The organism is Xanthomonas hortorum (genome assembly GCF_040279205.1).
Classification (GTDB): domain Bacteria; phylum Pseudomonadota; class Gammaproteobacteria; order Xanthomonadales; family Xanthomonadaceae; genus Xanthomonas; species Xanthomonas hortorum_F.
The window spans coordinates 71,279-95,246 of record NZ_JBEOLS010000012.1; the positions used below are offsets into that span (position 1 = coordinate 71,279).

20 protein-coding genes and 2 pseudogenes are annotated in these 23,968 nt (G+C 63.3%); 13 read left to right on the forward strand and 9 right to left on the reverse strand.

Translation table 11 applies throughout. The features are described 5' to 3' along the window. Window positions 1–355: 355 nt before the first annotated feature. From mnmE to rpmH, 4 genes are all read right to left on the reverse strand, one after another. Entirely contained in the window at window positions 356–1,696 is a 1,341-nt protein-coding gene (mnmE, locus tag ABS769_RS07520; RefSeq protein ID WP_317060474.1) for a tRNA uridine-5-carboxymethylaminomethyl(34) synthesis GTPase MnmE, read from the reverse strand. 84 nt (window positions 1,697–1,780) lie between these two features. Continuing rightward, window positions 1,781–3,502 carry a membrane protein insertase YidC gene (gene yidC, locus ABS769_RS07525; protein WP_317060475.1) on the reverse strand — a complete coding sequence of 574 codons (1,722 nt, stop codon included), beginning with the start codon at window positions 3,500–3,502 and terminating at the stop codon, window positions 1,781–1,783. Between the two features lie 15 nt (window positions 3,503–3,517). Then, window positions 3,518–3,964: a ribonuclease P protein component gene (gene rnpA / locus ABS769_RS07530; RefSeq protein ID WP_039512801.1), complete on the reverse strand. Its 447-nt coding sequence runs from the start codon at window positions 3,962–3,964 to the stop codon at window positions 3,518–3,520. A 38-nt stretch (window positions 3,965–4,002) separates the two neighbouring features. Further along, on the reverse strand, window positions 4,003–4,143 hold the full coding sequence (gene rpmH / locus ABS769_RS07535; protein WP_002805908.1) for a 50S ribosomal protein L34: 141 nt from the start codon (window positions 4,141–4,143) through the stop codon (window positions 4,003–4,005). Window positions 4,144–4,385: 242 nt separating this feature from the next. Here rpmH and dnaA point away from each other — a divergent pair, with 242 nt between their 5' ends. The 12 genes and pseudogenes from dnaA to ABS769_RS07595 form a co-directional block, all read left to right on the forward strand. Further along, on the forward strand, window positions 4,386–5,714 hold the full coding sequence (dnaA, locus tag ABS769_RS07540; protein ID WP_006451790.1) for a chromosomal replication initiator protein DnaA: 1,329 nt from the start codon (window positions 4,386–4,388) through the stop codon (window positions 5,712–5,714). 277 nt (window positions 5,715–5,991) lie between these two features. Then, window positions 5,992–7,092 carry a DNA polymerase III subunit beta gene (gene dnaN / locus ABS769_RS07545; RefSeq protein ID WP_317060476.1) on the forward strand — a complete coding sequence of 367 codons (1,101 nt, stop codon included), beginning with the start codon at window positions 5,992–5,994 and terminating at the stop codon, window positions 7,090–7,092. Window positions 7,093–7,817: 725 nt separating this feature from the next. Continuing rightward, window positions 7,818–8,924 carry a DNA replication/repair protein RecF gene (recF, locus tag ABS769_RS07550; RefSeq protein ID WP_317060477.1) on the forward strand — a complete coding sequence of 369 codons (1,107 nt, stop codon included), beginning with the start codon at window positions 7,818–7,820 and terminating at the stop codon, window positions 8,922–8,924. Window positions 8,925–9,038: 114 nt separating this feature from the next. Beyond that, window positions 9,039–11,483: a DNA topoisomerase (ATP-hydrolyzing) subunit B gene (gene gyrB, locus ABS769_RS07555; RefSeq protein WP_006451793.1), complete on the forward strand. Its 2,445-nt coding sequence runs from the start codon at window positions 9,039–9,041 to the stop codon at window positions 11,481–11,483. A 68-nt stretch (window positions 11,484–11,551) separates the two neighbouring features. Beyond that, window positions 11,552–12,388, forward strand: coding sequence for a CPBP family intramembrane glutamic endopeptidase (locus ABS769_RS07560; protein WP_317060480.1), 837 nt, complete (start codon window positions 11,552–11,554; stop codon window positions 12,386–12,388). 62 nt (window positions 12,389–12,450) lie between these two features. After that, window positions 12,451–13,257 carry a M48 family metallopeptidase gene (locus tag ABS769_RS07565; RefSeq protein WP_006451795.1) on the forward strand — a complete coding sequence of 269 codons (807 nt, stop codon included), beginning with the start codon at window positions 12,451–12,453 and terminating at the stop codon, window positions 13,255–13,257. Window positions 13,258–13,409: 152 nt separating this feature from the next. Further along, window positions 13,410–14,606 (forward strand): tetratricopeptide repeat protein, encoded by a 1,197-nt coding sequence (locus tag ABS769_RS07570; RefSeq protein ID WP_023901931.1) that lies wholly within the window; start codon window positions 13,410–13,412, stop codon window positions 14,604–14,606. 153 nt (window positions 14,607–14,759) lie between these two features. Beyond that, the gene (locus ABS769_RS07575) at window positions 14,760–15,431 is read left to right on the forward strand and encodes an energy transducer TonB (RefSeq protein WP_006451797.1); all 672 of its coding nucleotides are present in this window, start codon (window positions 14,760–14,762) and stop codon (window positions 15,429–15,431) included. Between the two features lie 84 nt (window positions 15,432–15,515). Next, window positions 15,516–16,280, forward strand: a complete 765-nt coding sequence (exbB, locus tag ABS769_RS07580; protein ID WP_006451798.1) for a TonB-system energizer ExbB — start codon at window positions 15,516–15,518, stop codon at window positions 16,278–16,280. Between the two features lie 45 nt (window positions 16,281–16,325). Further along, window positions 16,326–16,748 carry an ExbD/TolR family protein gene (locus ABS769_RS07585; RefSeq protein ID WP_023901932.1) on the forward strand — a complete coding sequence of 141 codons (423 nt, stop codon included), beginning with the start codon at window positions 16,326–16,328 and terminating at the stop codon, window positions 16,746–16,748. 3 nt (window positions 16,749–16,751) lie between these two features. Continuing rightward, window positions 16,752–17,162, forward strand: coding sequence for an ExbD/TolR family protein (locus ABS769_RS07590; protein ID WP_023901933.1), 411 nt, complete (start codon window positions 16,752–16,754; stop codon window positions 17,160–17,162). Between the two features lie 134 nt (window positions 17,163–17,296). After that, window positions 17,297–17,386 (forward strand): annotated as a pseudogene (locus ABS769_RS07595) (biopolymer transporter ExbD); the annotation flags it as partial. A 272-nt stretch (window positions 17,387–17,658) separates the two neighbouring features. On the opposite strand, the gene ABS769_RS07600 reads toward ABS769_RS07595, so the two are convergent. From ABS769_RS07600 to cls, 3 genes are all read right to left on the reverse strand, one after another. Further along, window positions 17,659–18,426 carry a pyridoxine 5'-phosphate synthase gene (locus tag ABS769_RS07600; RefSeq protein WP_317060481.1) on the reverse strand — a complete coding sequence of 256 codons (768 nt, stop codon included), beginning with the start codon at window positions 18,424–18,426 and terminating at the stop codon, window positions 17,659–17,661. A 10-nt stretch (window positions 18,427–18,436) separates the two neighbouring features. Continuing rightward, window positions 18,437–18,706, reverse strand: coding sequence for a hypothetical protein (locus ABS769_RS07605; protein WP_043888791.1), 270 nt, complete (start codon window positions 18,704–18,706; stop codon window positions 18,437–18,439). Between the two features lie 75 nt (window positions 18,707–18,781). Next, window positions 18,782–20,242: a cardiolipin synthase gene (gene cls, locus ABS769_RS07610; protein WP_317060482.1), complete on the reverse strand. Its 1,461-nt coding sequence runs from the start codon at window positions 20,240–20,242 to the stop codon at window positions 18,782–18,784. Window positions 20,243–20,378: 136 nt separating this feature from the next. Here cls and ABS769_RS07615 point away from each other — a divergent pair, with 136 nt between their 5' ends. Beyond that, complete coding sequence (locus ABS769_RS07615) at window positions 20,379–21,473, forward strand: PA0069 family radical SAM protein (RefSeq protein ID WP_317060483.1); 1,095 nt, start codon at window positions 20,379–20,381, stop codon at window positions 21,471–21,473. Between the two features lie 124 nt (window positions 21,474–21,597). On the opposite strand, the pseudogene ABS769_RS07620 reads toward ABS769_RS07615, so the two are convergent. After that, a pseudogene (locus ABS769_RS07620) lies at window positions 21,598–22,296 on the reverse strand (2OG-Fe(II) oxygenase); the annotation flags it as partial. A gap of 328 nt (window positions 22,297–22,624) precedes the next feature. Further along, window positions 22,625–23,965, reverse strand: a complete 1,341-nt coding sequence (locus ABS769_RS07625; protein ID WP_317060484.1) for an outer membrane protein transport protein — start codon at window positions 23,963–23,965, stop codon at window positions 22,625–22,627. Window positions 23,966–23,968: the final 3 nt, after the last annotated feature.

A 23,968-nucleotide genomic window follows, 5' to 3' on the forward strand; every position in this document is an offset into this window, starting at 1 on the left:
CAATAGCCATCGACCTCAGTTCCATAGAATGCGAAGAGCTAGGATATAGACGGTCCAGTTTGGAGTTGTACGGCACTGATATTCCTCTCCAACCTCCTTAGATTAATGGGAAAGCACCATCGGTCTTAAGACCGGGCAATCCTAGGATTCACTGGTTATCGGTTAAGGCTTATCAGGTAACTGGTTAGACGATCAGAATTATCGGATGCCGCGCTCGTTCCGTTTGACCGCACGCTACGATTTCTGATTGTTCGCTGGTTAAATGATTGCATTACCAAATCCGGCCTCGAAAGAGGCCGGATTTTTTTGGCCTAGGCAGTACCGGATTCATCTCTGCACGTTGTGCCGTGCCGCATCACTTACCAATACAAAAACTCGAAAAGATCTTGCCTAGCAACTCGTCGGCACTCAGCTTGCCGGTGATGTCGCCGAGCGCTTCGTGCGCCAGGCGCAGTTCTTCTGCGGCCAGTTCGAGTTGTTCGAATCCCAGCTCCAGATCCGCCGCATCCGCGTGTTGTTCGGCGCGACGCAGTGCTTCGACATGCCGCGTGCGTGCGGAGAATTCGCCTTCCACGCTTTCTACGCCATCGCCCAGTGCGAGTTCGCGCAGACGCACGTGCAACTGCTCCAAACCCTGCCCGGTCACTGCAGAGACCGCGATTGCATCGCTATCGAGTTTCAGAGCATCTACCAGCAGATCGCACTTGTTGTGGATCCACAACTGCCGCGGCACCGCATCGATGGCATCGCCGATCGCAGCGCGTGCAGCTTGCGGGTCGCGTGCATCCAGCACGACCAGCGCCAGGTCGGCGCGCTGCAGTTCGGCGCGGGCGCGGCGCATGCCTTCGCGTTCGATCGTATCGCCGCCATCGCGCAAGCCCGCAGTGTCGACCAGGGTCAGTTCGAAGCCATCGAGCTGGATGGTTTCCTGCAAGGTATCGCGGGTGGTGCCGGCGACATCGGTGACGATGGCGCGCTCGCTGCCGGCCAGTGCATTGAGCAAGGAACTCTTGCCGGCGTTAGGCGGACCGATCAACACCGCATGCAGGCCGTCGCGCAATTTGCGTCCACGTTCGGCATCGCGCAGTAGCTGCGCGAGCAAGCTGCGTGCCTGCGTCAGTCCATCGCGCACCTGCGTGCCGCTCAGCGTATCCAGCGGCTCATCGGCAAAATCGATCGCCGCCTCCACGTGGATGCGCAGACGCGTGAGGCTGTCGCTGACTGCATCGACGCGGCGCGAGAACACACCATCCAGCGAGCGCCGCGCGGCACGCGCAGCGCGCAGATCGCCGGCGGCAATCAGGTCGGCGATGGCCTCTGCCTGCGCAAGATCGAGTTTGCCGTTGAGAAACGCACGCTCGCTGAATTCGCCCGCGCGTGCCTGCCGTGCGCCCAGTGCGATACAGCGCGCCACTACCTGCCGCAGCAACACCGGGCTGCCATGACCTTGCAACTCCACCACGTCTTCGCCGGTAAAACTGTGCGGCGCCGGAAACCACAGCGCGATACCGTCGTCGATCACCTCGCCCTGTGCGTCGCGAAAGCGTGCGTAGTGCGCGTGCCGTGGCTGCAACGTGGCAATGCCCAGCGCGGCGGCAATCTGCGCAGCCTGCGGGCCGGACAGCCGCACGATGCCGATGCCTCCGGTTCCGGCGGCACTGGCGATGGCAACAATGGTCGATGGCGAAGAAGACATAGGCTGTTGGTACGGCGTGTGGTCAGAGACGTGGCTTGCAGGCGCGCATGCAGAAAGCCCGCCTTGCGGCGGGCCTTCTTCAGATCACTTGGCGTTGGCCTGGATGATCTTGCTCGGCTTCTCGCCGTGCTGGCGGATCATCCACCACTGGATCAGCAGACCCAGGCCGCCGTTGACCACCCAGTACAGCACCAGGCCGGCCGGCATGAAGGCCATCATGACGCCGAACACCAGCGGCATGAACTGCATCATCTTGGCCTGCATCGGGTCCATGCCCGGGGTCGGGGTCAGCTTCTGCGTGGCCCACATGATGGCGATGTTGAGCACCGGCAGGATGAAGTACGGATCGCGCGCGGTCAGATCCTGGATCCAGCCCAGCCACGGTGCCTGACGCAGTTCCACCGATTCCACCAGCACCCAGTACAGCGCGAAGAAGATCGGCATCTGGATCAGCAGCGGCAGGCAGCCGCCCATCGGGTTGATCTTTTCCTTCTTGAACAGCTCCATCGTCGCCTGCTGATACTTGACGCGATCGTCGCCATAACGCTCCTTCAACTGCGCCAGGCGCGGCTGGAAGCGGCGCATCTTGGCACCGGACTTGTACTGCGCGGCCGACAACGGATACAGCGCCAGGCGCAGCAGCACCACCAGGCCGATGATGGCCCAGCCCCAGTTGTGCAGGAAGCTGTGCAGATGGCTCAGCACCCAGAACAGGCCCTGGCCGATAATGGCCATGATCGAGAAGCGGCTGTAATCGACCACACGGTCCAGGCCCTTCACGTCTTCCTTGGCGATCAGGCTGACCAGCTTCGGGCCCACCCACAGGCGCGCCTCGGTGCTGGCGGTCTGTCCCGGCGCCACGGTGAAGGCCGGGCCGCGCAGCTCGGCCACATCACGCGGGCCGTCCTGGTTCAGCACATACAACGAGGCCTGGTCCTTCTGCGGAATCCACGCGGTGAAGAAGTGGTGCTGCAGCAGCGCCACCCAACCGCCGGTGATCTGGCGATTGAGGCCGCCGTCGTCCATGTAGTCCTTGAACGCGCGACGCTCGTAGCCTTCCTGCGGGCTGTACCAGGTCGCCCCGTTGAAGCTGAAGGAATCCGGGTTGGTCATGCCGCGGCTTAGGATGGTCGGCACCCGGCTCAGCTTGCGGAACACGTAGCCGTTCCACGGCGCGCCGCTCTTGTTGATCACCTCGTCCTTGATCGAGATCGCATAGCGACCACGTTCCAGGGTGAAGGTGCGGCGGATCGACACGCCGTTGGGACCATTCCACACGAACGGCACCACCAGGGTGTTCTGGCCCTTGGCCAGTTCGAACGCGGTGCCCGGCTGTTCGGCGCGGAAGCCGCCCACGCCCGGTACCGGCGAATGCTCGCTGGCCCAGCCGCTGGTGGCGTTGTATGGGTGCGCGGCGTCTTCGGTCAGCAGGCTGACCGGCGCGGTGCCGTCCTTGGTCTGCGGAAACTGCAGCAGTTCGGCATCGAGCACGCTGCGGCCGTCCAGCTTCAGACGCAGCACGTCCGAGGTTAGGGTGACCACCGGCGCAGCCCCGACAGCGACCGGAGTTGCCGCAGTAGTGCTGGTCGCCGGCACCGTGCCTGGCACGCCCGCCTGCGGGATGGCCTGGGCCGCCGGCACATTGGCCGGCGTCGCAGCCGCATCCAGATCGCGCGCAGCCGGCACCGACTGGGTCGTTGCCACAGCCGGCGCATTGGCAGCCGTCTTCTCCTTGCCCCACTCCATCCACAGCAACGCCGCGACCATCAGCCAGGCAAAAATCAGGAAAACACGGGTCTGGTTCATCGGGCAGCAACTCGCTCAGTCGGAACTGGGTTCCGGCTCTGTCGGGGAAAGGGAGGATGGGTGCATCGTCCTGGCGGGCGGCATTGTGCCGGGCGCAGCAGGCAGGGGCAATGCGCCGGCACGGCGCAGCAGACGCAAGAAGGCGTCGCGAATCTGTGGATTGGTCGCTTTTGCGGCGGCCGAGCGCGCCACAATGACGTAATCGCCACCGGCCAGCTCGGGCAACAAGTGCCGCATGGCATCGCGCAACACGCGTTTGATGCGGTTACGTCCAACCGCACGCGTATCGACCTTGCGCGACACCGCCATGCCCAGGCGCGGCGGCGTATCGCCGGTCCGCCAGTGCAGGCTGAGCAACGGGTCCGAGGTGCGACGTGCAGTATCGAAAACGACCGTATATTGCGCACGCGTACGAACCCGCGCAGAGCGAGGAAATCGCCTGCACGGGTTCGATGCGTTCACGGTAGGGACTGCCTCGGCCGCGGGGAGCGGCGCGGCAATCAAGCGCTCAGGCGCTTGCGGCCCTTGGCGCGGCGGCGAGCCAGGATCTTGCGGCCGTCGGCAGTTGCCATACGTGCGCGGAAGCCATGGTCGCGTGCTCGCTTGAGGTTGCTGGGTTGGAAAGTACGCTTGGTGGCCATGGGGCCCTCTGCATGGATGGAGACGAATAGAACCGGAAATTCTATAGGACCTCTACAGCGCCGGTCAACTCCCCAAACGCTTTACCGCAGGTGAGGATGGCAGCAGCCTGTGGATGGACCTGTGAATAAGTCTGGGAAAACCCTGCCCTCGGTGCTAGTCTGGCCCATCCTCTTTTCACTACCGGGCTGCGAGCACGGCGCTTTTCTGCGCGCCGCAGCCAGCAACAGATGATCATACTTTGATGGATGCTTGGCCCCGCTGTCTGGAACGTCTCGAAGCTGAATTCCCGCCCGAAGACGTCCACACCTGGTTGAAACCCCTGCAAGCCGAAGACCGCGGCGACAGCATCGTGCTGTACGCGCCGAATGCCTTCATCGTCGACCAGGTCCGTGAGCGCTATCTGCCGCGCATCCGCGAACTGGTGGCGTACTTCGTCGGCAATGGCGAAGTGGCGCTGGCGGTCGGCTCGCGTCCCCGTGCGCCGGACCCGTTGCCGGCGCCGATGGCCGCGCCCAGTGCGCCAGCTGCCGCACCGATCGTGCCGTTTGCCGGCAACCTGGATTCGCACTACACCTTCGCTAATTTCGTCGAAGGCCGCAGCAATCAGCTGGGGCTGGCCGCGGCCATCCAGGCCGCGCAGAAGCCAGGCGACCGTGCGCACAACCCGCTGTTGCTGTACGGCAGCACCGGCCTGGGCAAGACCCACCTGATGTTCGCTGCCGGCAATGCGCTGCGCCAGGCCAATCCGGCCGCCAAGGTGATGTATCTGCGCTCGGAACAGTTCTTCAGCGCGATGATCCGGGCGCTGCAGGACAAGGCGATGGACCAGTTCAAGCGCCAGTTCCAGCAGATCGATGCGCTGTTGATCGACGACATCCAGTTTTTCGCCGGCAAGGACCGCACGCAGGAGGAGTTTTTCCACACCTTCAACGCGCTGTTCGACGGGCGCCAGCAGATCATCCTCACCTGCGATCGCTATCCGCGCGAAGTCGAGGGCCTGGAGCCGCGTCTGAAGTCGCGCCTGGCCTGGGGCTTGTCGGTGGCGATCGATCCGCCCGATTTCGAGACCCGCGCGGCCATCGTGCTGGCCAAGGCGCGCGAGCGCGGCGCCGACATTCCGGACGACGTGGCGTTTTTGATCGCCAAGAAGATGCGCTCCAACGTGCGCGATCTGGAAGGCGCGCTCAACACCCTGGTGGCGCGTGCCAACTTCACCGGGCGCTCGATCACCGTGGAATTCGCCCAGGAGACGCTGCGCGACCTGCTGCGCGCCCAGCAGCAGGCGATCGGCATCCCCAACATCCAGAAGACCGTGGCGGACTACTACGGCCTGCAGATGAAGGATCTGCTCTCCAAGCGGCGCACCCGTTCGCTGGCGCGTCCGCGCCAGGTGGCGATGGCGTTGGCCAAGGAGCTCACCGAACACAGCCTGCCGGAGATCGGCGACGCCTTTGCTGGCCGCGACCACACCACCGTGCTGCATGCCTGCCGGCAGATCCGCACGCTGATGGAAGCCGACGGCAAGCTGCGCGAGGACTGGGAAAAGCTGATTCGCAAGCTCAGCGAGTGAGCCGTTGCGCCCCTTGACGGCCCGCTTGGAGAAAAGCGTGGAAACGTTGGGGTCAAATGCGGGAGAATCTGTGGATAACGTTGCGTCGCGGTTCGAGCGAAAAACTATCCACAGGTTTTACCGCTAGACCAGGGGCACTAGTCCAACGACTTTCAAGCGCTGAAATGTCTTTGGAAACAAATAGTTATGGTGGTTATCCGCTGAAAACGGCCCTACCATCACCACCAAGCTTTTGATTTATTCCATTATCTTTTAAAGCATAGGGGCACGGAACCACATGCGTTTTACACTGCAGCGCGAAGCCTTCCTCAAACCGTTGGCCCAAGTGGTCAATGTGGTCGAACGCCGTCAAACCCTGCCTGTTCTGGCCAACCTGCTAGTGCAGGTCAAGGACGGGCAGGTCTCGTTGACCGGCACGGACCTGGAAGTGGAAATGATCTCGCGCACGATGGTGGAAGACGCGCAGGACGGCGAAACCACCATCCCGGCCCGCAAGTTGTTCGACATCCTGCGCGCCCTGCCCGACGGCAGCCGCGTCACCATCTCGCAGACTGGCGAAAAGGTCACCGTGCAGGCTGGGCGTAGCCGCTTCACGCTGGCTACGCTGCCTGCCAACGACTTCCCGTCGGTGGATGAAGTCGAGGCGACCGAGCGTGTGGTGGTGCCGGAAGCCGGGTTGAAGGAACTGATCGAACGCACCGCGTTCGCCATGGCCCAGCAGGACGTGCGCTATTACCTCAACGGCTTGCTGTTCGATCTGCGCGACGGGCTGCTGCGTTGTGTGGCCACCGATGGCCACCGTCTGGCGCTGTGCGAAATGGAGCTGGAGAAGGCCGGCGGCGCCAAGCGCCAGATCATCGTGCCGCGCAAGGGCGTCACCGAATTGCTGCGTCTGCTGGAAGCGGCGGACCGCGAAGTCGAGCTGGAAGTTGGCCGCAGCCATATCCGCGTCAAGCGCGGCGATGTGACCTTCACCTCCAAGCTGATCGATGGCCGCTTTCCGGATTACGAGGCAGTGATCCCGATCGGCGCCGATCGTGAGGTCAAGGTTGACCGTGAAGCGTTGCGCGCCTCGTTGCAGCGTGCTGCGATTCTGTCGAACGAGAAGTACCGCGGCGTGCGCGTGGAAGTCTCTCCCGGTCAGCTCAAGATCAGTGCGCATAACCCGGAGCAGGAAGAAGCGCAGGAAGAGATCGAGGCCGATACCAAGGTCGACGACCTGGCGATTGGCTTCAACGTCAATTACCTGCTCGATGCCCTCTCCGCGTTGCGCGACGAGCATGTGGTGATCCAGCTACGCGATGCGAACTCGTCTGCATTGGTGCGCGAAGCCAGCAGCGAGAAGTCGCGTCATGTGGTGATGCCGCTGCGTCTTTGACGCTGCGTTCCACGTGGAACACGAAAGGCCCGGCATTGCCGGGCTTTTTTGTTTTGAGGACAGCATGCCTGAAGCCGGTGCTGTATCGGACTATCGAAAACAAAGGGATCCTGGTCTGCAGCGACTCTCGTTTCATTGCCGCGTCGCAGTTGGGTGCCTGTCCGATGTCGGTGGTGCGCCGCTTTCTGAGGCGAGCCTGCCAACGGTGAGGGTTAGGTCGTGCTTACGGAGTTAGTGCTCGGCATATAACAGCGCGCCGTCAGCCAATCGCAGTAATAGCAAGATGACATTCGTGGTGTGAATATGAACAAATTCACTTTCGAGCTGTCAGGAACATCGGCGGCTGAGGCGAACCGGTATCTTCCATCGTCCGATTTTGTGGACATTTCAAGTGCGTTTTTGACTTATGCACATCTAACTTTGCTTTTAAATCTAGAAATAACTTAAGAGCTTGGTGGTGATGGTAGGGCCAGATTTCGCCGAAAACCACCTTAAGTTGTTGTTTCAATGAGCTTTTTAGGTCTCGAAACCCTGTGTTTTCAGCCTTGTTTACCGGTCTGTAACCTGTGGATAAGCAAAAGGGCGCTCCTGAGCATCGAACTTATCCACACGTTATCCCCTGCCTGTCCCTACCCGGCTTTCACAGGCATTTGCACGGAATCGGCAACGATCACGTATCCTGCGCCCCGACCGGGACGCCGGATTAGCTCAGAGCAAACCGATCGATGCACGTTGTGCAGTTGTCCATCCATCGACTTCGTCGTTTCCAGACCGTCGAGCTTCACCCCGCCAGTTCCTTGAACTTGTTCACCGGCGATAACGGCGCGGGCAAGACGAGTGTGCTCGAGGCGCTGCATCTGATGGCCTATGGCCGCAGTTTCCGTGGGCGGGTGCGCGATGGGCTGATCCAGCAAGGCGCCGACGATCTGGAAGTGTTCGTGGAATGGCGCGAGCGCAGCGGCGACACCAGCGAACGCTCGCGTCGCGCAGGTCTACGCCATAGCGGCCAGGAATGGACTGGCCGGCTGGATGGGGAAGATGTCGCGCAGTTGGGATCGTTATGTGCCGCGCTGGCGGTGGTGACGTTCGAGCCGGGCAGCCATGTCTTGATCAGTGGCGGTGGCGAACCACGCCGGCGCTTCCTGGACTGGGGCTTGTTCCACGTGGAACCTGACTTCCTGGCGCTATGGCGGCGTTATGCGCGTGCGCTCAAGCAGCGCAACGCCCTACTCAAGCAGGGCGCGCAGCCGCGCATGCTCGATGCTTGGGATCACGAGCTTGCCGAATCCGGTGAAACCCTGACGTCGCGGCGCCTTCGCTACCTGGATCGCCTGCAGGAACGTCTGATTCCCGTTGCAACCGCGATCGCCCCCTCGCTAGGGCTGTCTGCGCTGACGTTCGCGCCGGGGTGGAAGCGCCATGAGGTCTCGCTCGCCGACGCGTTGCTGTTGGCACGCGAACGCGACCGCCAGAATGGCTATACCTCGCAGGGACCGCACCGCGCCGACTGGACGCCTGCCTTTGACGCGCTGCCGGGGAAGGATGCGCTCTCGCGTGGCCAGGCCAAGCTGACTGCCCTCGCCTGTCTGCTGGCTCAGGCGGAAGATTTCGCCCACGAACGGGGCGAATGGCCGGTGATTGCATTGGACGATCTGGGTTCTGAGCTGGATCGACACCACCAGGCGCGCGTTTTGCAGCGGCTCGCCTCGGCGCCTGCGCAGGTACTCATCACCGCGACCGAAATACCGCCGGGGCTTGCAGACGCAGGCGTACTGCTCCATCGGTTCCACGTGGAACACGGGCAAATCGCCGTTCAAGCCGCGTCGGAGTAAGCAACCACGGCACACCTGGGCCGACTGGTATAATTTGTGCGCTATCCCCCTTTTCCCACGGCGCGATGCGGCTCCTGCCGCCCTCGCCCGTGTTGTGGAGCTAACGGCACGCGCATGACCGAAGATCAAAACACCCCGACCACACCCAACAGCACCTACGATTCCAGCAAGATCACCGTGCTGCGTGGCCTGGAAGCCGTCCGCAAGCGCCCCGGCATGTACATCGGCGATGTCCATGACGGCACCGGCCTGCATCACATGGTGTTTGAGGTGGTCGACAACTCGGTCGACGAGGCCCTGGCCGGCCATGCCGACGACATCGTGGTCAAGATCCTGGTCGATGGCTCGGTCGCCGTCTCGGACAACGGCCGCGGCGTGCCGGTCGACATCCACAAGGAAGAAGGCGTGTCGGCGGCGGAGGTGATCCTCACCGTGCTGCATGCCGGCGGCAAGTTCGACGACAACAGCTACAAGGTTTCCGGCGGCCTGCACGGCGTGGGCGTCTCGGTGGTCAATGCGCTGTCCGAGCACCTGTGGCTGGACATCTGGCGCGACGGCTTCCACTACCAGCAGGAATACGCGCTGGGTGAGCCGCAGTACCCGCTCAAGCAGCTGGAAGCCTCGACCAAGCGCGGCACCACGCTGCGCTTCAAGCCTGCCGTAGCGATCTTCAGCGATGTCGAGTTCCATTACGACATCCTGGCGCGGCGTCTGCGCGAGCTGTCGTTCCTCAATTCCGGCGTCAAGATCGCGCTGATCGACGAACGTGGCGAAGGCCGTCGCGACGATTTTCATTACGAAGGCGGCATCCGCAGCTTCGTGGAGCATCTGGCCCAGCTGAAGTCGCCGCTGCACCCCAACGTGATCTCGGTGACCGGCGAGCACAACGGCATCGTGGTGGACGTGGCCCTGCAGTGGACCGACGCCTACCAGGAAACGATGTATTGCTTTACCAACAACATCCCGCAGAAGGACGGCGGCACCCATCTGGCCGGTTTCCGCGCGGCGCTGACGCGCGTGCTCAGTAATTACATCGAGCAGAACGGCATCGCCAAGCAGGCCAAGGTCGCGCTGACCGGCGACGACATGCGCGAAGGCATGATCGCGGTGCTGTCGGTGAAGGTGCCCGACCCCAGCTTCTCCTCGCAGACCAAGGAAAAGCTGGTCAGCTCGGACGTGCGCCCGGCGGTGGAAAACGCCTTCGGTGCGCGCCTGCAGGAGTTCTTGCAGGAAAACCCGAACGAAGCCAAGGCCATCACCGGCAAGATCGTCGACGCCGCGCGTGCGCGCGAAGCCGCGCGCAAGGCGCGCGACCTGACCCGCCGCAAGGGTGCGCTGGACATTGCCGGCCTGCCGGGCAAGCTGGCCGACTGCCAGGAAAAGGACCCGGCGCTGTCAGAATTGTTCATCGTCGAGGGTGACTCGGCAGGTGGCTCGGCCAAGCAGGGCCGTAACCGCAAGAACCAGGCGGTGCTACCGCTGCGCGGCAAGATCCTCAACGTCGAGCGCGCCCGTTTCGACCGCATGCTGGCCTCTGACCAGGTTGGCACGCTGATCACCGCGCTGGGCACTGGTATCGGTCGCGACGAGTACAACCCGGACAAGCTGCGCTACCACCGCATCATCCTGATGACCGACGCCGACGTCGACGGCTCGCACATCCGTACCCTGCTGCTCACGTTCTTCTACCGGCAGATGCCGGAGCTGATCGAGCGTGGCTACATCTACATCGGCCTGCCGCCGCTGTACAAACTCAAGCAGGGCAAGAGCGAGCTGTATCTCAAGGACGATGCGGCGCTCAACGCTTACCTGGCCAGCAACGCGGTCGAGGGCGCGGCGCTGATCCCCGCCACCGACGAGCCGCCGATCACCGGCGAGGCGCTGGAGAAGCTGCTGATGCTGTTCACCGGTGCCAACGAAGCGATCGCGCGCAATGCGCACCGCTACGACCCGGCGCTGATGACCGCCTTGATCGATCTGCCGCCGCTGGACGTGGCAAAGCTGCAGGCCGAAGGCGACCAGCATCCCACCCTGGACAAGCTGCAGGCGGTGCTCAACCGCGGCACCCTGGGCACGGCGCGCTACCAGCTGCGCTTCGACCCGGCCACCGATAGCACCTCTGCCACGCTGGTGGCGGTGCGCAAGCACATGGGCGAGGAATTCACCCAGGTGCTGCCGATGGGCGCATTCGAAAGCGGCGAACTGCGTCCGTTGCGCGAGGTGGCGCTGGCGCTGGATGGTCTGGTGCGCGAAGGCGCGCAGATCGTGCGGGGCAACAAGACCCATCCGATCACCAGCTTCGCGCAGGCGCATGCCTGGTTGCTGGAAGAGGCCAAGAAGGGCCGCCAGGTGCAGCGCTTCAAGGGCCTGGGCGAAATGAACGCCGAGCAGCTGTGGGAAACCACGGTCAACCCGGATACGCGTCGCTTGCTGCAGGTACGCATCGAAGACGCGGTGGCCGCCGATCAGATCTTCAGCACCTTGATGGGCGATGTGGTCGAACCACGCCGCGATTTCATCGAGGACAACGCGCTGAAGGTGTCCAACCTGGATATCTGAGCCTTCCGTCGTACGCGCGCGCGTCGCCTCGGCGATGCCCGCGCGGGCGCGGTTTTCGCAGGACGACGATGAGCGCAGATTCTCCAACGATCCCGGCTCCGGCCTCCGCTGCCGGCAAGTCCCGGTTGTTTCCCATACTGCTCGGCTTCTGGATCGACGTACTGATCGCCACCGGCCTGCTGCTGACGCTCAGCGTGGCCGGCTTTGCGCTGTGGGGAGCGGTACGCGGCTTCAGCCATGTGCAGGCGGCCAAAGCGCAGGGCCTGACGCCCTCCTCTGCGCAGATCATGGCCGCGATCGGTCAACCCGGAGTGCTGGTGCAGTTGCTCACTGCGCTGGTCAGCACCGCCACGCCAGCGGTGCTGCTGTACTACTGGCGTCGCCGGGCCACCGCTGGCGAACAGGCCGCCTCGCGTGCCGCCACGCGGCGTGCCTCGACCTGGGGCTGGACCGGCCTGATCGCCGTCTCCGTGTTCGTGCTGAGCAATCTGGTCAGCGTCGCGGCATCGGCGCTGGGCATCAAACCGGTGCCGACCAACCTGCCGCTGATGGAAGAAGCGATCAAGCAATGGCCGCTGGCGCTGGTGGTGTTCGCGGTGGTCATCGCCCCGGCGTACGAGGAATTGCTGTTCCGGCGCGTGCTGTTCGGCCGCCTGCTGGCCGCCGGGCGCCCGTGGCTGGGCATTGCGCTGAGCAGCGCGATCTTCGCGCTGGTGCATGAAGTGCCCGGCATCAGCGGCAACGGCCCGGCCGCCATCGCCCAGTTGTGGCTGATCTACGGCAGCATGGGTGCGGCATTTGCATGGCTGTATTGGCGCACCGGCACCCTGTGGGCACCCATCGCCGCGCACGGCATCAACAACGCCACGGCCCTGGCTGCGCTGTACTTTTTCGGGGTCGGCTGACCCGTTTGACGAAAAGTTAAGACGAGCCTGCCAAAATGCCCCCAGGGTTCCAGGGGGATTGAATGAAAGCCAGGCTGTTGATCGTTGTTGCCGTCCTTACGTTGACGGCATGTGCCACCACAACTTCGCCGACCGGCCGCCGACAGGTGGTGGGAGGCGTCACGCAAGACCAACTCGACAAGCTTGGCGCGGAGTCGTTTGCGCAGACCAAGGCGAAGGAAAAGGTCAGCACCGACGGCAAGCAGAACGCCTACGTGCAGTGCGTGGTCAATGCGCTGGTGGCGCAATTGCCGCCGCAATGGCGCGAAACCCGTTGGGAAACCGCGCTGTTCGTCGACGATGAAGCCAATGCGTTCGCGCTGCCTGGCGGCAAGGTCGGCGTGAACACCGGTATCTTCACCGTCGCCAAGACCCAGGATCAGCTGGCCGCCGTGCTCGGTCATGAAATCGGGCATGTGATCTCGCGCCACCATGAAGAGCGCATCACCCGCCAGCTCGGCGCGCAGACCGGCCTGGGCATCATCGGCGCACTGGCTGGCGCGGCCTACGGCGATGGCGCGGCCAGCGCGGTGAACCAGGTCGGCGGGATGACCGCGCAGACAGTGTTCCTGCTGCCCGGCTCGCGCACCCAGGAGAGCGAGGCCGACGTGGTCGGACAACGCCTGATGGCGCAGGCCGGCTTCGACCCAGCCCAGGCGGTGACGCTGTGGCAGAACATGATGGCCGCCAGTGGCAACCGCCAGCCGCAATGGCTGTCAACTCACCCCGATCCGGCCAATCGCATCCGCGAACTGCAGGCCGACGTCAATCAGCTCGAGCCGGTCTACAAGCAGGCGCGACAAGACGGCCGGGCGCCACGCTGTGGCTGAAACCGCCCCTGATACGTACCGAATATCGCAACACAGCATGGAAACCGTTTTCGGGAACTGAGACTTTCTGCTAAGTTTGCCGGCTCAGATTTTTCGTACAGCTTCCATTCCGCTTTTCGTACCGCCCGACGGCGGCTCGTCCGAGGTGAATCATGAAACTGCTCAAGCGCAAGCAAGCCCTGTTGTCCCTGTTCATCGCCGCGTCGCTGGGCGGGGCTGTCGTCGCCGATGCGGTCGCGCAGTCGGACCGCTCGTCCGAGCGTGCCAGCCGCAAGTCCAAGAGCAGCGGTAAGGCCGAAGAGCTGTACCCGCAGTCCACCCGCGCCGCGCCGACGATCAAGCCCTCGTCCAAGCTGGGCAGCAAGCTGCAGAAGCTGATCGAAACCTTCAACAAGGGCGAGGACTACCCTGGCGTGCGCACCCAGGCCGATGAAATCCTGGCGAATTCCGCCGCCAATGAAGCCGACAAGGCGCTGGCCGCGCAGCTTGCTGCACAGGCCGCGTACAACACCGACGACACCGCCGCTGCCAAGAAATACCTGCAGCAAGCGATCGGTCTGAATGCGCTGGACAACAACGGCCAGTTCCAGTCGATGCTGATGCTGGCGCAGTTGCAGATGCAGGACGACCAGCAGGCCGAGGGTCTGGCCACGCTGGACAAGTACCTGGACGAAAGCAAGTCGCAGCGCCCGGAAGATCTGATCCTCAAGGGCCAGGCGCTGTATCAGGCCGAGCGGTACAAGGAGGCGATTCCGGTGCTGAAGCAGGCCATCGCCGCCTCGCCCGAGCCGAAGGACACGTGGAACCAGTTGTTGATGGCTGCCTACGCCGAGGCCGGCCAGACCGGCGAGGCCGTCGCCACCGCCGAGGCGATCGCCGCCAAGACGCCGAACGACAAAAAAGCCCAGCTCAATCTGGCCAGCATGTATATGCAGGCCGACCAGATGGACAAGGCCGCAGCCGTCATGGACAAGCTGCGCGCTGCGGGGCAGTTGACCGAGGAGAAGGAGTACAAGCAGCTGTACTCGATCTACGCCAACACCGAGAACAAGGAAAAGGACGTCATCGCTGTCATCAATGAAGGTATGCAAAAAGGCATCCTCAAGCCTGATTATCAGACATACCTCGCGTTGGCGCAGTCGTATTACTACAGCGAGGACGTGCCCAAAGCAGTCGAGAATTGGCAGAAAGCCGCACCACTTTCCAAGGACGGCGAGACCTATCTGAATCTGGCCAAGGTGCTGCATTCGGAAGGGCGTATCCCCGAAGCCAAGCAGGCTGCCCAGCAGGCGATCGCCAAAGGCGTCAAAAAACCTGAAGACGCAAAGAAGATCATCAACCTGAAGTAAAAAAGAAAATAAACCCCCGAAATCCCTGTGTTTTTAGTGGTTACAGGACTCGGGATTGGTATAAGCTTGGGAGTTCCTGCGGTGTCAAAGCCGTCCGAAAACCTGGGGATCATCACCGTGATCCGGGGCCCCCACTGAAAGAGCCATTGGCGCATGACGGAACAACTCGTTATCCACAGGCATGACTATGATGCCGGGAACCAGGGTCTGAGCTGGGCCCGCATTATCGGCATCGCGTTTGTAATTGCTTTGCACCTCACTGCACTGATGATGTTGCTGATCCCTGCAGTGGCGCCGAAGGCTCCGGCTGAGAAGGAGCGCACCACCATGGTCACCTTGGTGGATGCACCGCCTCCTCCCCCGCCGCCGCCGCCGCCGCCGCCGCCGGAAGACAAGCCGCCGCCGCCGGTCAAGAATCTGTCGCCGCCGAAGCCGTCACCGGTTCCGCCGCCGCCGGAAGCTCCGGTAGTCGACGTTCCCGAACCCCGTCCCAGCGATATCGTCACGCCGCCGAGCCCACCGTCTCCGCCGCAACCGCCGAATGACATCGGCGCCAGTGTCGATATCTCGTCCAAGAACATGAACCCGCCGAAGTATCCGCCGGCTGCATTCCGTGCCGGTGTACAAGGTGAGGTCATCCTGATCGTGGATGTGGATGCAAGCGGCAACGTGACCAATGTGTCGGTCGAAAAGTCCAGCCGCAACCGCGACCTTGACCGTGCCGCGATGGACGCAGCACGCAAGTGGAAGTTCAATGCTTCCACTGTCAACGGGCAGAAAGCCGCCGGACGTGTCCGCGTCCCGGTCAACTTTGCTCTGAACTGATCCACGGGCCGGCTACGGCCGGCCCAGGATCCTGTCTTCCTTTCGCTCCACCCTTCATCACCACACACAACAAAGGTAAGCGTCATGCTGCAGGAATTCTTTATCGCCGCCGCTGCAGGGGGCTCCAATCCATCGGCCGCTCTTTCGCAGATGGGCTTCGAGCATCTGATCACCGAAATGACTTCTCAGCCCGGCGACTTCGCCGTGTCCTGGGTCGTTCTGATCACCCTGATCGCCATGTCCGCTGCCTCCTGGTACTGGACCGTCATCAACATTTTCCGCGCCACCCGTCTGAAGAGCGCGGCTGACCGCGTCACCACCGCGTTCTGGGATGCCCCGAATGCACAGGACGCTATCCGCGCCATGGAAGAGCAGCCCGCTTCCGAGCCGTTTTCCAAGATCGCGCTGGACGCAGCCCAGGCTGCCGCTCACCACCAGCGTGCCGAAGGCACCAGCGCCGGCGGTCTGGGCGAGAGCCTGAGCCGTTCCGAGTTCGTCGATCGCGCCCTGCGTCAGGCCGTGACCCGCGAAAGCACCCGTCTGCAGTCCGGCATGACCCTGCTCGCCACCGTCGGTGCGACCGCACCGTTCGTCGGTCTGCTTGGTACCGTGTGGGGCATCTACGGCGCGCTGATCAAGATCGGTGCAACCGGTTCGGCTTCCATCGACGCCGTTGCCGGCCCGGTGGGTGAAGCGCTGATCATGACCGCGATCGGTCTGTTCGTCGCCATCCCGGCGGTGTTCGCGTTCAACTTCTTCTCCAAGGTCAACAGCTCGGTGATCGCCAAGTTCGACACCTTCGCTCACGACCTGCACGACTTCTTCGCCACTGGTTCGCGCGTTCGCTAATCCGTAGTAAAGAACGACTTCGCAACGATTTAGACGGAGCCCGTTATGGCCTTCAGTAGTGGAAACAGCGGTGGCCCGATGGCCGACATCAATGTGACGCCCCTCGTGGACGTGATGTTGGTGCTGCTGATCATCTTCATCATTACGGCACCGCTGATGTCCCATAAGGTCAAGGTGGAGCTGCCCGAGGCCAACCTGGTCCAGAAGGAAGAGCCGGAGAAACGTGCCGCGCCGATCACTCTGGCCGTCAAGGAAGACGGGTCGCTGTACTGGAACGACGAGCCGGTCTCCAAGGAAGCCTTGGAGTCGCGCCTGTCCACCGCCGCACAGCAGACACCGCAACCGCCGCTCAACCTGCGTGGCGACCGCACGACCAAGATGCGTACGATCAACGAGATCACCAAGATCGCGCAGGGTCAGGGCATGTTGGACATCGGCTTCGTCGCGACCAAAGAGAAGGGGCAGTAAGCCATGGCATTCAGTACCGGTGGAAACCGTGGCCCGATGGCCGATATCAACGTCACGCCCCTGGTGGACGTGATGTTGGTGCTGCTGATCATCTTCATCGTGACCGCGCCGATCATGACCTACCCGATCGCCGTGGATCTGCCGCAGCGGGTGCTCAACCCGCCACCGCAGACGACCGAACCGCCGCCGCCGATCGAGTTGCGGATCGACGCCAGCAACCAGGTGTTCTGGAACAACAGCCCAGTGCCGGTGGCTCAGTTGCAGCAGAAGATGGAAGAAGTGATCGCTAGCGATCCGACCAACCAGCCGGAACTGCGCATCGATGCGAACCAGGACGCGGAGTACGAGGTGATGGCCAAAGTCCTGGCTGCGGCAAAGAACTCGCAGATGAAGAAAATCGGCTTCATGCAGTAAGACATCGCAAGACCGCAACACAACAGTCATGACGCGACTGCAAACGCCACCGGAAACGGTGGCGTTTTTTTATGCGTGATCGATTCGCAGCCCGACGCTTCGGCTCGGTGGTCGAGCGTTGTTTTTGCACTGAGGCCAGTGCAGGTGCGGAATATGCAGTGATGGCCAAGGTATTGGCTGCGGCAAAGAACGCGCAGGCTGCTCGCATCAGTTTTGTGCAGTAGATAATGCAGTTAATAATGAAGTAAATGATGAAGTAAATGATGCAGTAAATAGCGCAACGGGGCAGAAAAACTCTGCTCCGTTGTGAGTAATGGGATGCATAACGTGCAGCTGCCTTAAAGCAACCGAGAAAAACGACAAAACGCAGCGGCCGACCATCAGGCGTGTGGACCGCACGCGAGAATTCGGTGTTATCTATGACCTCCAGATCGCCGAGTTCCGTGTTTCGGTAAGTGCCGTCGTTTCGATAGACGCGCTTAGACGATTGAAGCTCTCAAACGCTAGCCGACGCGCTGTGCAGTATCTCCAGATACGTACGCACAGTCGCATCCAGACCTCGATACAAGGCTTCGCTGATCAGCGCGTGGCCGATCGAGACTTCGAGCACGCCGGGGACGGCGTTGAGAAAATCGCCAAGGTTGTCCTGCGACAGATCATGCCCGGCATTGATGCCCAGACCTGCGGCGCTGGCACGTTGCGCGGCGCCGGCAAACAGCGCGAATGCAGCGTCTGGCTGCCCGCTCAGATGCGCCTGCGCATACGGGCCGGTGTACAACTCGATGCGGTCTGCACCGAGCACCGCCGCCTGCGCGATCTCGGCATTACCGGCATCGACAAACAAACTGACGCGCGCACCAATCGCCTTGAACGAGGCAATCAGTGCGGCGAGCTGTGCGGGGTCCTGTGAAAAGTCGAAACCGTGGTCGGAGGTCAGTTGCCCGTCGCCATCGGGCACCAGGGTGACCTGCTCGGGGCGCGTGAGGCGACACAGCTCCAGCAGCCCCGGATAGCCATCGCGCGGTGGCGCGGACGGATTGCCTTCGATATTGAATTCGACGCCGTGCTCGCGCGTCAGCGCGCTCAGCGCCAGCACGTCGTCGGCGCGGATATGCCGCTGGTCCGGGCGCGGGTGCACGGTGATGCCGTGCGCACCGGCTGCGATGCAGGTGCGCGCAGCCTGCACCACATCCGGATCGTGCCCGCCGCGCGAATTGCGCAGCACCGCGATCTTGTTGACGTTGACGCTGAGCTGGGTGGTCACAACGTCGCTCTCAGGCCTGCGGCTCGCCATCGCGCGTGGCTGCGAGTGCGGCGGCCTTGCGGGCCTCGGCGATCTCGCGCAGGCGGCGCAGTTCTGCCGGGTCGATCATGCTGCTGGTATCGCGCTGGGTGTCGTCCATGCGCGAGGCGAACCAGCCGCGCGTCCACAGCAGCAACAGCAGCAATGCCACCAGCAGCGAGACCACCAGCAACCACACGTGCGGCGTGCTGAAAGCCAGCACCAGCGCACCCAGTGCCATAAGCAGAAACAGCCAGTGCATGACGAGCTCCCCAATCAGTGGCGGCAGTGTAGCGCCGCGCCCGGTGCGGTTCCACGTGGGCGCGGCGGGTGCGGTTCAGAGCAGCGGCGACAGCAGCCGTGCGAAGGCTTCGGGAAGGCGCGAGCGCCACAGGGGGCGGCGGCGTACGAAGCGCACTTCCTGGGCTTTTTCCAGGTCGCTGCCGATCAGCCCCGCCAGTTCTGCCGCCACCGCCTGGTCGCGAAACAGCATCGACAACTCGAAATTCAGCCGGAAGCTGCGGCTGTCGAAATTGGCGCTGCCGACGATACTGATCTCATCGTCGACCAGCAGCGCCTTGGTGTGCAGCATGCGCGGACCGTATTCGTAGATGCGCACGCCGGCTTCGAGCAGTTCGTCGAAATACGAGCGCGCCGCGTAGGTGACCAGGCGCGAATCGCTGACGCGCGGCACCAGCAGGCGCACGTCCAGGCCGCCCAATGCGGCCGAGGTCAGTGCCATGCGCGCGGCCTCGCCTGGGACGAAGTACGGCGTGACCAGCCAGACCCGATGCCTGGCTTCGTGGATCGCAGCGACCATCAGCCGATGGATCGCCTCCCACGAGGAGTCCGGCCCCGACACCAGCACCTGCGCATCGACATCGCCTTGCGCGCGGGTTGGCACATCCTCCGGCCACAGCTGTTGACCGTGGAAGGCCGGGCGGCCCTGCCGGGTGGCGTAGAGCCAGTCTTCCAGGAACACCAGCTGCAGGCTGCGCACCACGTGGCCTTGCAGACGCACGTGCAGATCGCGGTAGGCGTCGCTGCGCACTTGCTCGTTCTCGTCGTCGGTGACGTTGATGCCGCCGGTGAAACCGATCCGCCCATCGATGACGATCACCTTGCGGTGGGTGCGCAGGTTCAGCCACGGCCGCTTGAACGGCTTGAGCAGCTGCGAGGGATGGAACCAGGCGGTCTCCACCCCGGCCTCGCGCAGCGTGCGCAGGCTGCGCCGTGTCATCGCCGAAGAACCCACCGCATCCAGCAACAAGCGCACCTTGACGCCGACGCGCGCGCGTTCCATCAGAGCCTCGCAGATCGCGGTGCCGCTGCGGTCCGGCTGGAAGATGTAGTACTCCAGATGGATGTGGTCGCGCGCGTGACCGATCGCCTCGATGATGGCGGCGTAGGTGGCCGCGCCGTCGACCAGCCAATGCACTTCGGTGGCGCTGCTGGGCGCCAGGCCGGTGGTGGACTGGGCGATCTTGGCCAGCTCGGTGCAGTCGGCATCGGGTGGGCAGACGCTGTCGTAGCTTTCCATGCCCGAGCGCGAACGGCCGCGACGCAGGCGCTGGCGTTTGACCTTCTGCGGGCCGAGCCAGTAATAGATCAGCAGGCCCAGGTACGGCAGCGCGGCCAGCGACAGCACCCAGCTCAGCGTGGCCACCGGCTCGCGCTTCTGCAGCACGATCCAGCTGGCGATCCACAGCAGGTACAGCACGTAGGCGGCGAGGAGAAGCGCTTCGAGGTGGGGAATGGTGGCCAGCCAGTCCCACGCGCCCTGTGCAGATGCGAGCATGCGCGGATTCTACGGCCCGCACCCTTTACTGCGATGACCACGCGGCCAACGCAATGGCGGAGCACGGGTCTGAACGCCGCATCGTGTCGCTTGCGTCGTCGCGGCGTGTGAGATCTGCCGGCCGTACGATGGCGCGATGGCAACTGCAATCAAGGGCCGGGGTGCGACCGGCCATCTGCCCGGACGCTTCGAAACAACCACCCAGCAGGCGGTGGACGATGGCTGGTACGCGGACGACAGCGAGGAGTTCGCCGCGCCGGCATTGCGTACGCAGATCACCGAGGAAACCGCGCGCAGCATCATCAGCCGCAATCAATCGCCGGATATCGGGTTCTCGCAATCGGTGAATCCGTATCGAGGCTGCGAGCATGGGTGCAGTTACTGCTTTGCGCGGCCCTCGCATGCGTATCTCAATCTCTCGCCCGGACTGGATTTCGAAACAAAGTTGTTCGCCAAGACCAATGCGCCGGAGGTGTTGCGGCGCGAATTGTCGCGGCCTGGCTATGTGCCCAGCCCGATCGCATTGGGCATCAACACCGATGCGTATCAGCCGATCGAACGTAAGCACGCGCTGACGCGGCAATTGATCGAAGTGCTATGGGAAACGCGGCATCCGTTCACGCTGATTACCAAGAACGCGTTGGTGACGCGCGATCTGGATCTGCTTGCGCCGCTGGCGCGCGAGGGGCTGGTCAACGTGTATTTTTCGGTGACCACGCTCGACCCGCACGTGTCGGCCAAGCTCGAACCGCGCGCGTCCGCGCCGCATGCACGCCTGCGCGCGATGCGTGCATTGCACGAGGCCGGTGTGCCGGTCGGGGTGATGGCCGCGCCGGTGATTCCGTGGATCAACGATCACGAACTGGAAGCGATCCTGCAGGCCGCCGCCGATGCTGGCGCCGACAGTGCCGGCTACGTATTGCTGCGGCTACCGCACGAAGTGGCGCCGCTGTTCCGCGACTGGTTGCAGACCCATCATCCACAACGCGCCGAGCATGTGATGAGCACGATCCAGCAGCTACGCGGCGGCAAGGATTACGACAGTGCTTTCGGCACGCGCATGCGCGGACAAGGCGTGTATGCGGATCTGCTGGCGAGACGCTTCGCGCTGGCCCACCGCCGCGCCGGTTTCGATGCACGCCAGATGCCGCCGTTGGATACCGGCAAGTTTCGGCGCCCTGCTCTGCCGGCCAAGCCGGTCAAGGAGTCGCCGCAGGGGCAGTTGTTTTAGGGGCAGGGATTTGTGATTCGGGATTGGGGATTTGTAAGAGCCATCGTGATTCGGCAGTTGGGATTAGGGATTCGTAACAGCAGCAGCACTGCAGTACCCCGCTCTTGCGAATCCCCAATCCCGAATCCCCGCCATACAAAGCCTGCGCCGACTGAAACAAAATCCAGCTCGTCGCAATGAACTTGTCGCCGCCGACCGGGCGGTTGCCGCGGTGGGTGTGGGTGAACGCAGTGGGAGCGATCAGCAGGCTGCCGGTGCGTGGGCGGGTCTTGCGCTGCTGGAACAGGAATTCGGTTTCGCCCTGCTCGAACTCCTCGTTGAGGTAGAGCGTCCACAGCAGATGGCGGTGCAGTGTTTCGGCGTTGGCATCGCGCGGATACAGCTCGCAATGCCAATACGGATAACCGCCCTGGTCGGCGGCGTACCACTGCAGATTGATCGCTGCCGGGCGCAGGCAGGTGCGCGCCAGATCGCCCAGTGCCTGATCGCTCATCTGCACGATGTCTTCGGCGACCAAACGATGCGGGCTGCCGTCGGCGGTGGTGACCTGCAGCATCAGCGGCGAAATCAACGCTTGCGGATAGCGCCGCAGATAGCTGAGCACACCTTCGAACACGGCTTGTTGCAGGCGGTTTTCCACCTCCGCCCACTCGGCCACGCCGCTGATGCGCAGGTCGCGGCTGTGCTTGAGTTCGGGAAACACGCCGCTGCCGACGCGCCCCGGTTGCAGCTGCTGGCTGGCGCGCATGCGCTGCACGATGGCAGCGCAATCCTGCCGCGATACCGCGTGGTCGGTGATCTGGATAAAGTCGGGTTGGTCCATGCCGTGACGATAACAACCTCCACAGCGCCCTGCACATTCGCTGCCGCGCTTGCACCGGCAGGTAGATCGCTCCGCCGCGCCATATCACGCACGCAAGAGCGTTGGTCGGTGCACGCTTCTGGCCTTGCGTGTTTCGCTCGCAAGCCGCACAAGTGGATGCCAGGACCGAGCGCGAAAACGCCGCGTTGCGCGGTGTCTGTCGATGAGCAATGCCGCTGACATGCTGCGCGCCGGCAATGCGCTGTATGCGGCTGCTACGTGTGCACGATCGCCAAAGAAAAACCCCGCCGAGGCGGGGTTTTTCATCACGCGTGCCCTGAGGCGTCGATCAGAACTTGTAGTTGATCGAGGCAGCCAGGATGTTGCCCTGTACCTCGTAACTACCGGCCAGACGGTCGCCGGTGGCGCTGCGGGTGTCGCTGGTCGGGTCGCTGGTGAACAGGTGGGTGTAACCGAAGTTGTACTCGGCCTGCTGCGACGGACGCCAGCTCAGACCCAGCGAGACCCACTTGCGGCTCGCATCCGGCACGCGCACGTCGCGGTGCTCGGCGGTGGTCGGGGTCTGGTCGTAGGCCAGGCCGCCACGCAGGGTCAGGCTCTCGCTCATGCGGTAGTCGGCACCGATCGAGGCGAAGGTGGTGTCGCGGTAGGAGAAGTCCAGCACGCTGTCGGGCTGATTGGAGGCAAAGTCCACCGTCACCTGGTCGAACTTGCTCCAGGCGGTGCGGGTGACGTCGGCCATGATCGACCACTGCTCGTTCACGTTATGGGTGAAGCTGGCGGTGGCACTGGCCGGCAACGTGACGGTGGCGCGGCCCTTGGTGTCGACGAAGGTACCCGGTGCAGCGAAAGCCAGTACGCTGGCGGCATTGCCCGGCGTGGTGAAGTCCGCATCGCCGTCGGTGATCTTGTGCTCCACTTCCGAGCGGTAGCTGAAGCCGATGTGGGTGTTCTCATCGATGCTGAACAAGCCACCCAGGGTGAAGCCCACTTCGGTGCTGTCGCCCTTGATGCGCGAGTAACCGTCGGCGCTACCCGGGGCGAAGCCCGGCACGCGACGCGCAGCCAGCACGCTGCCGAAATCCACCGCGTTGGCCAGGTCGATATCCAGACGCTCGGCGAACACCGAGGCGCCGAAGGACACGTACGGGTTCACGTCGTAGGAGAAGGCGACGTTGAAGTCGATCGCCTGCAACTCGGTCTTGGTGCCGTGGTAACGGCCGACCCAGTCGCGGTCGTATTCGGTCTTGAAGCCGAACGGCACGGTCAGCGAGGTACCCAGGTGCATGTTGTCGTTCTCGCCGAACGGCACATGGAAGTACATCGCCGGGACCGGCGCGATCATGCCGGCGTCGCCGCCATTGCCGCCGGAGACCGGGGCGCCGTTGGCGTAGTTGCCGCTTTCAGGCTGGAACTTGGCCGAGAAGCTGATGGCGCTGACGTCGGCCTGGAACAGGCGACCGTCGAGCTGACGCATGCCGGCCGGGTTGTTGGCGATGATCGAGGCGTCATCGGGGGCGCTGCCGGAACCGGCGAAGGCGCGGCCAAGACCCTTGGCGCTGTTTTCCTTCAGCTGGAACGCGGCGCCGTGGGCCTGGCCAACGGCCAGCACACCGGCGATACCAACGGCCAACAGGGTGGCGCGGCTGAGAGTGGAAGCGGTAGACATAAG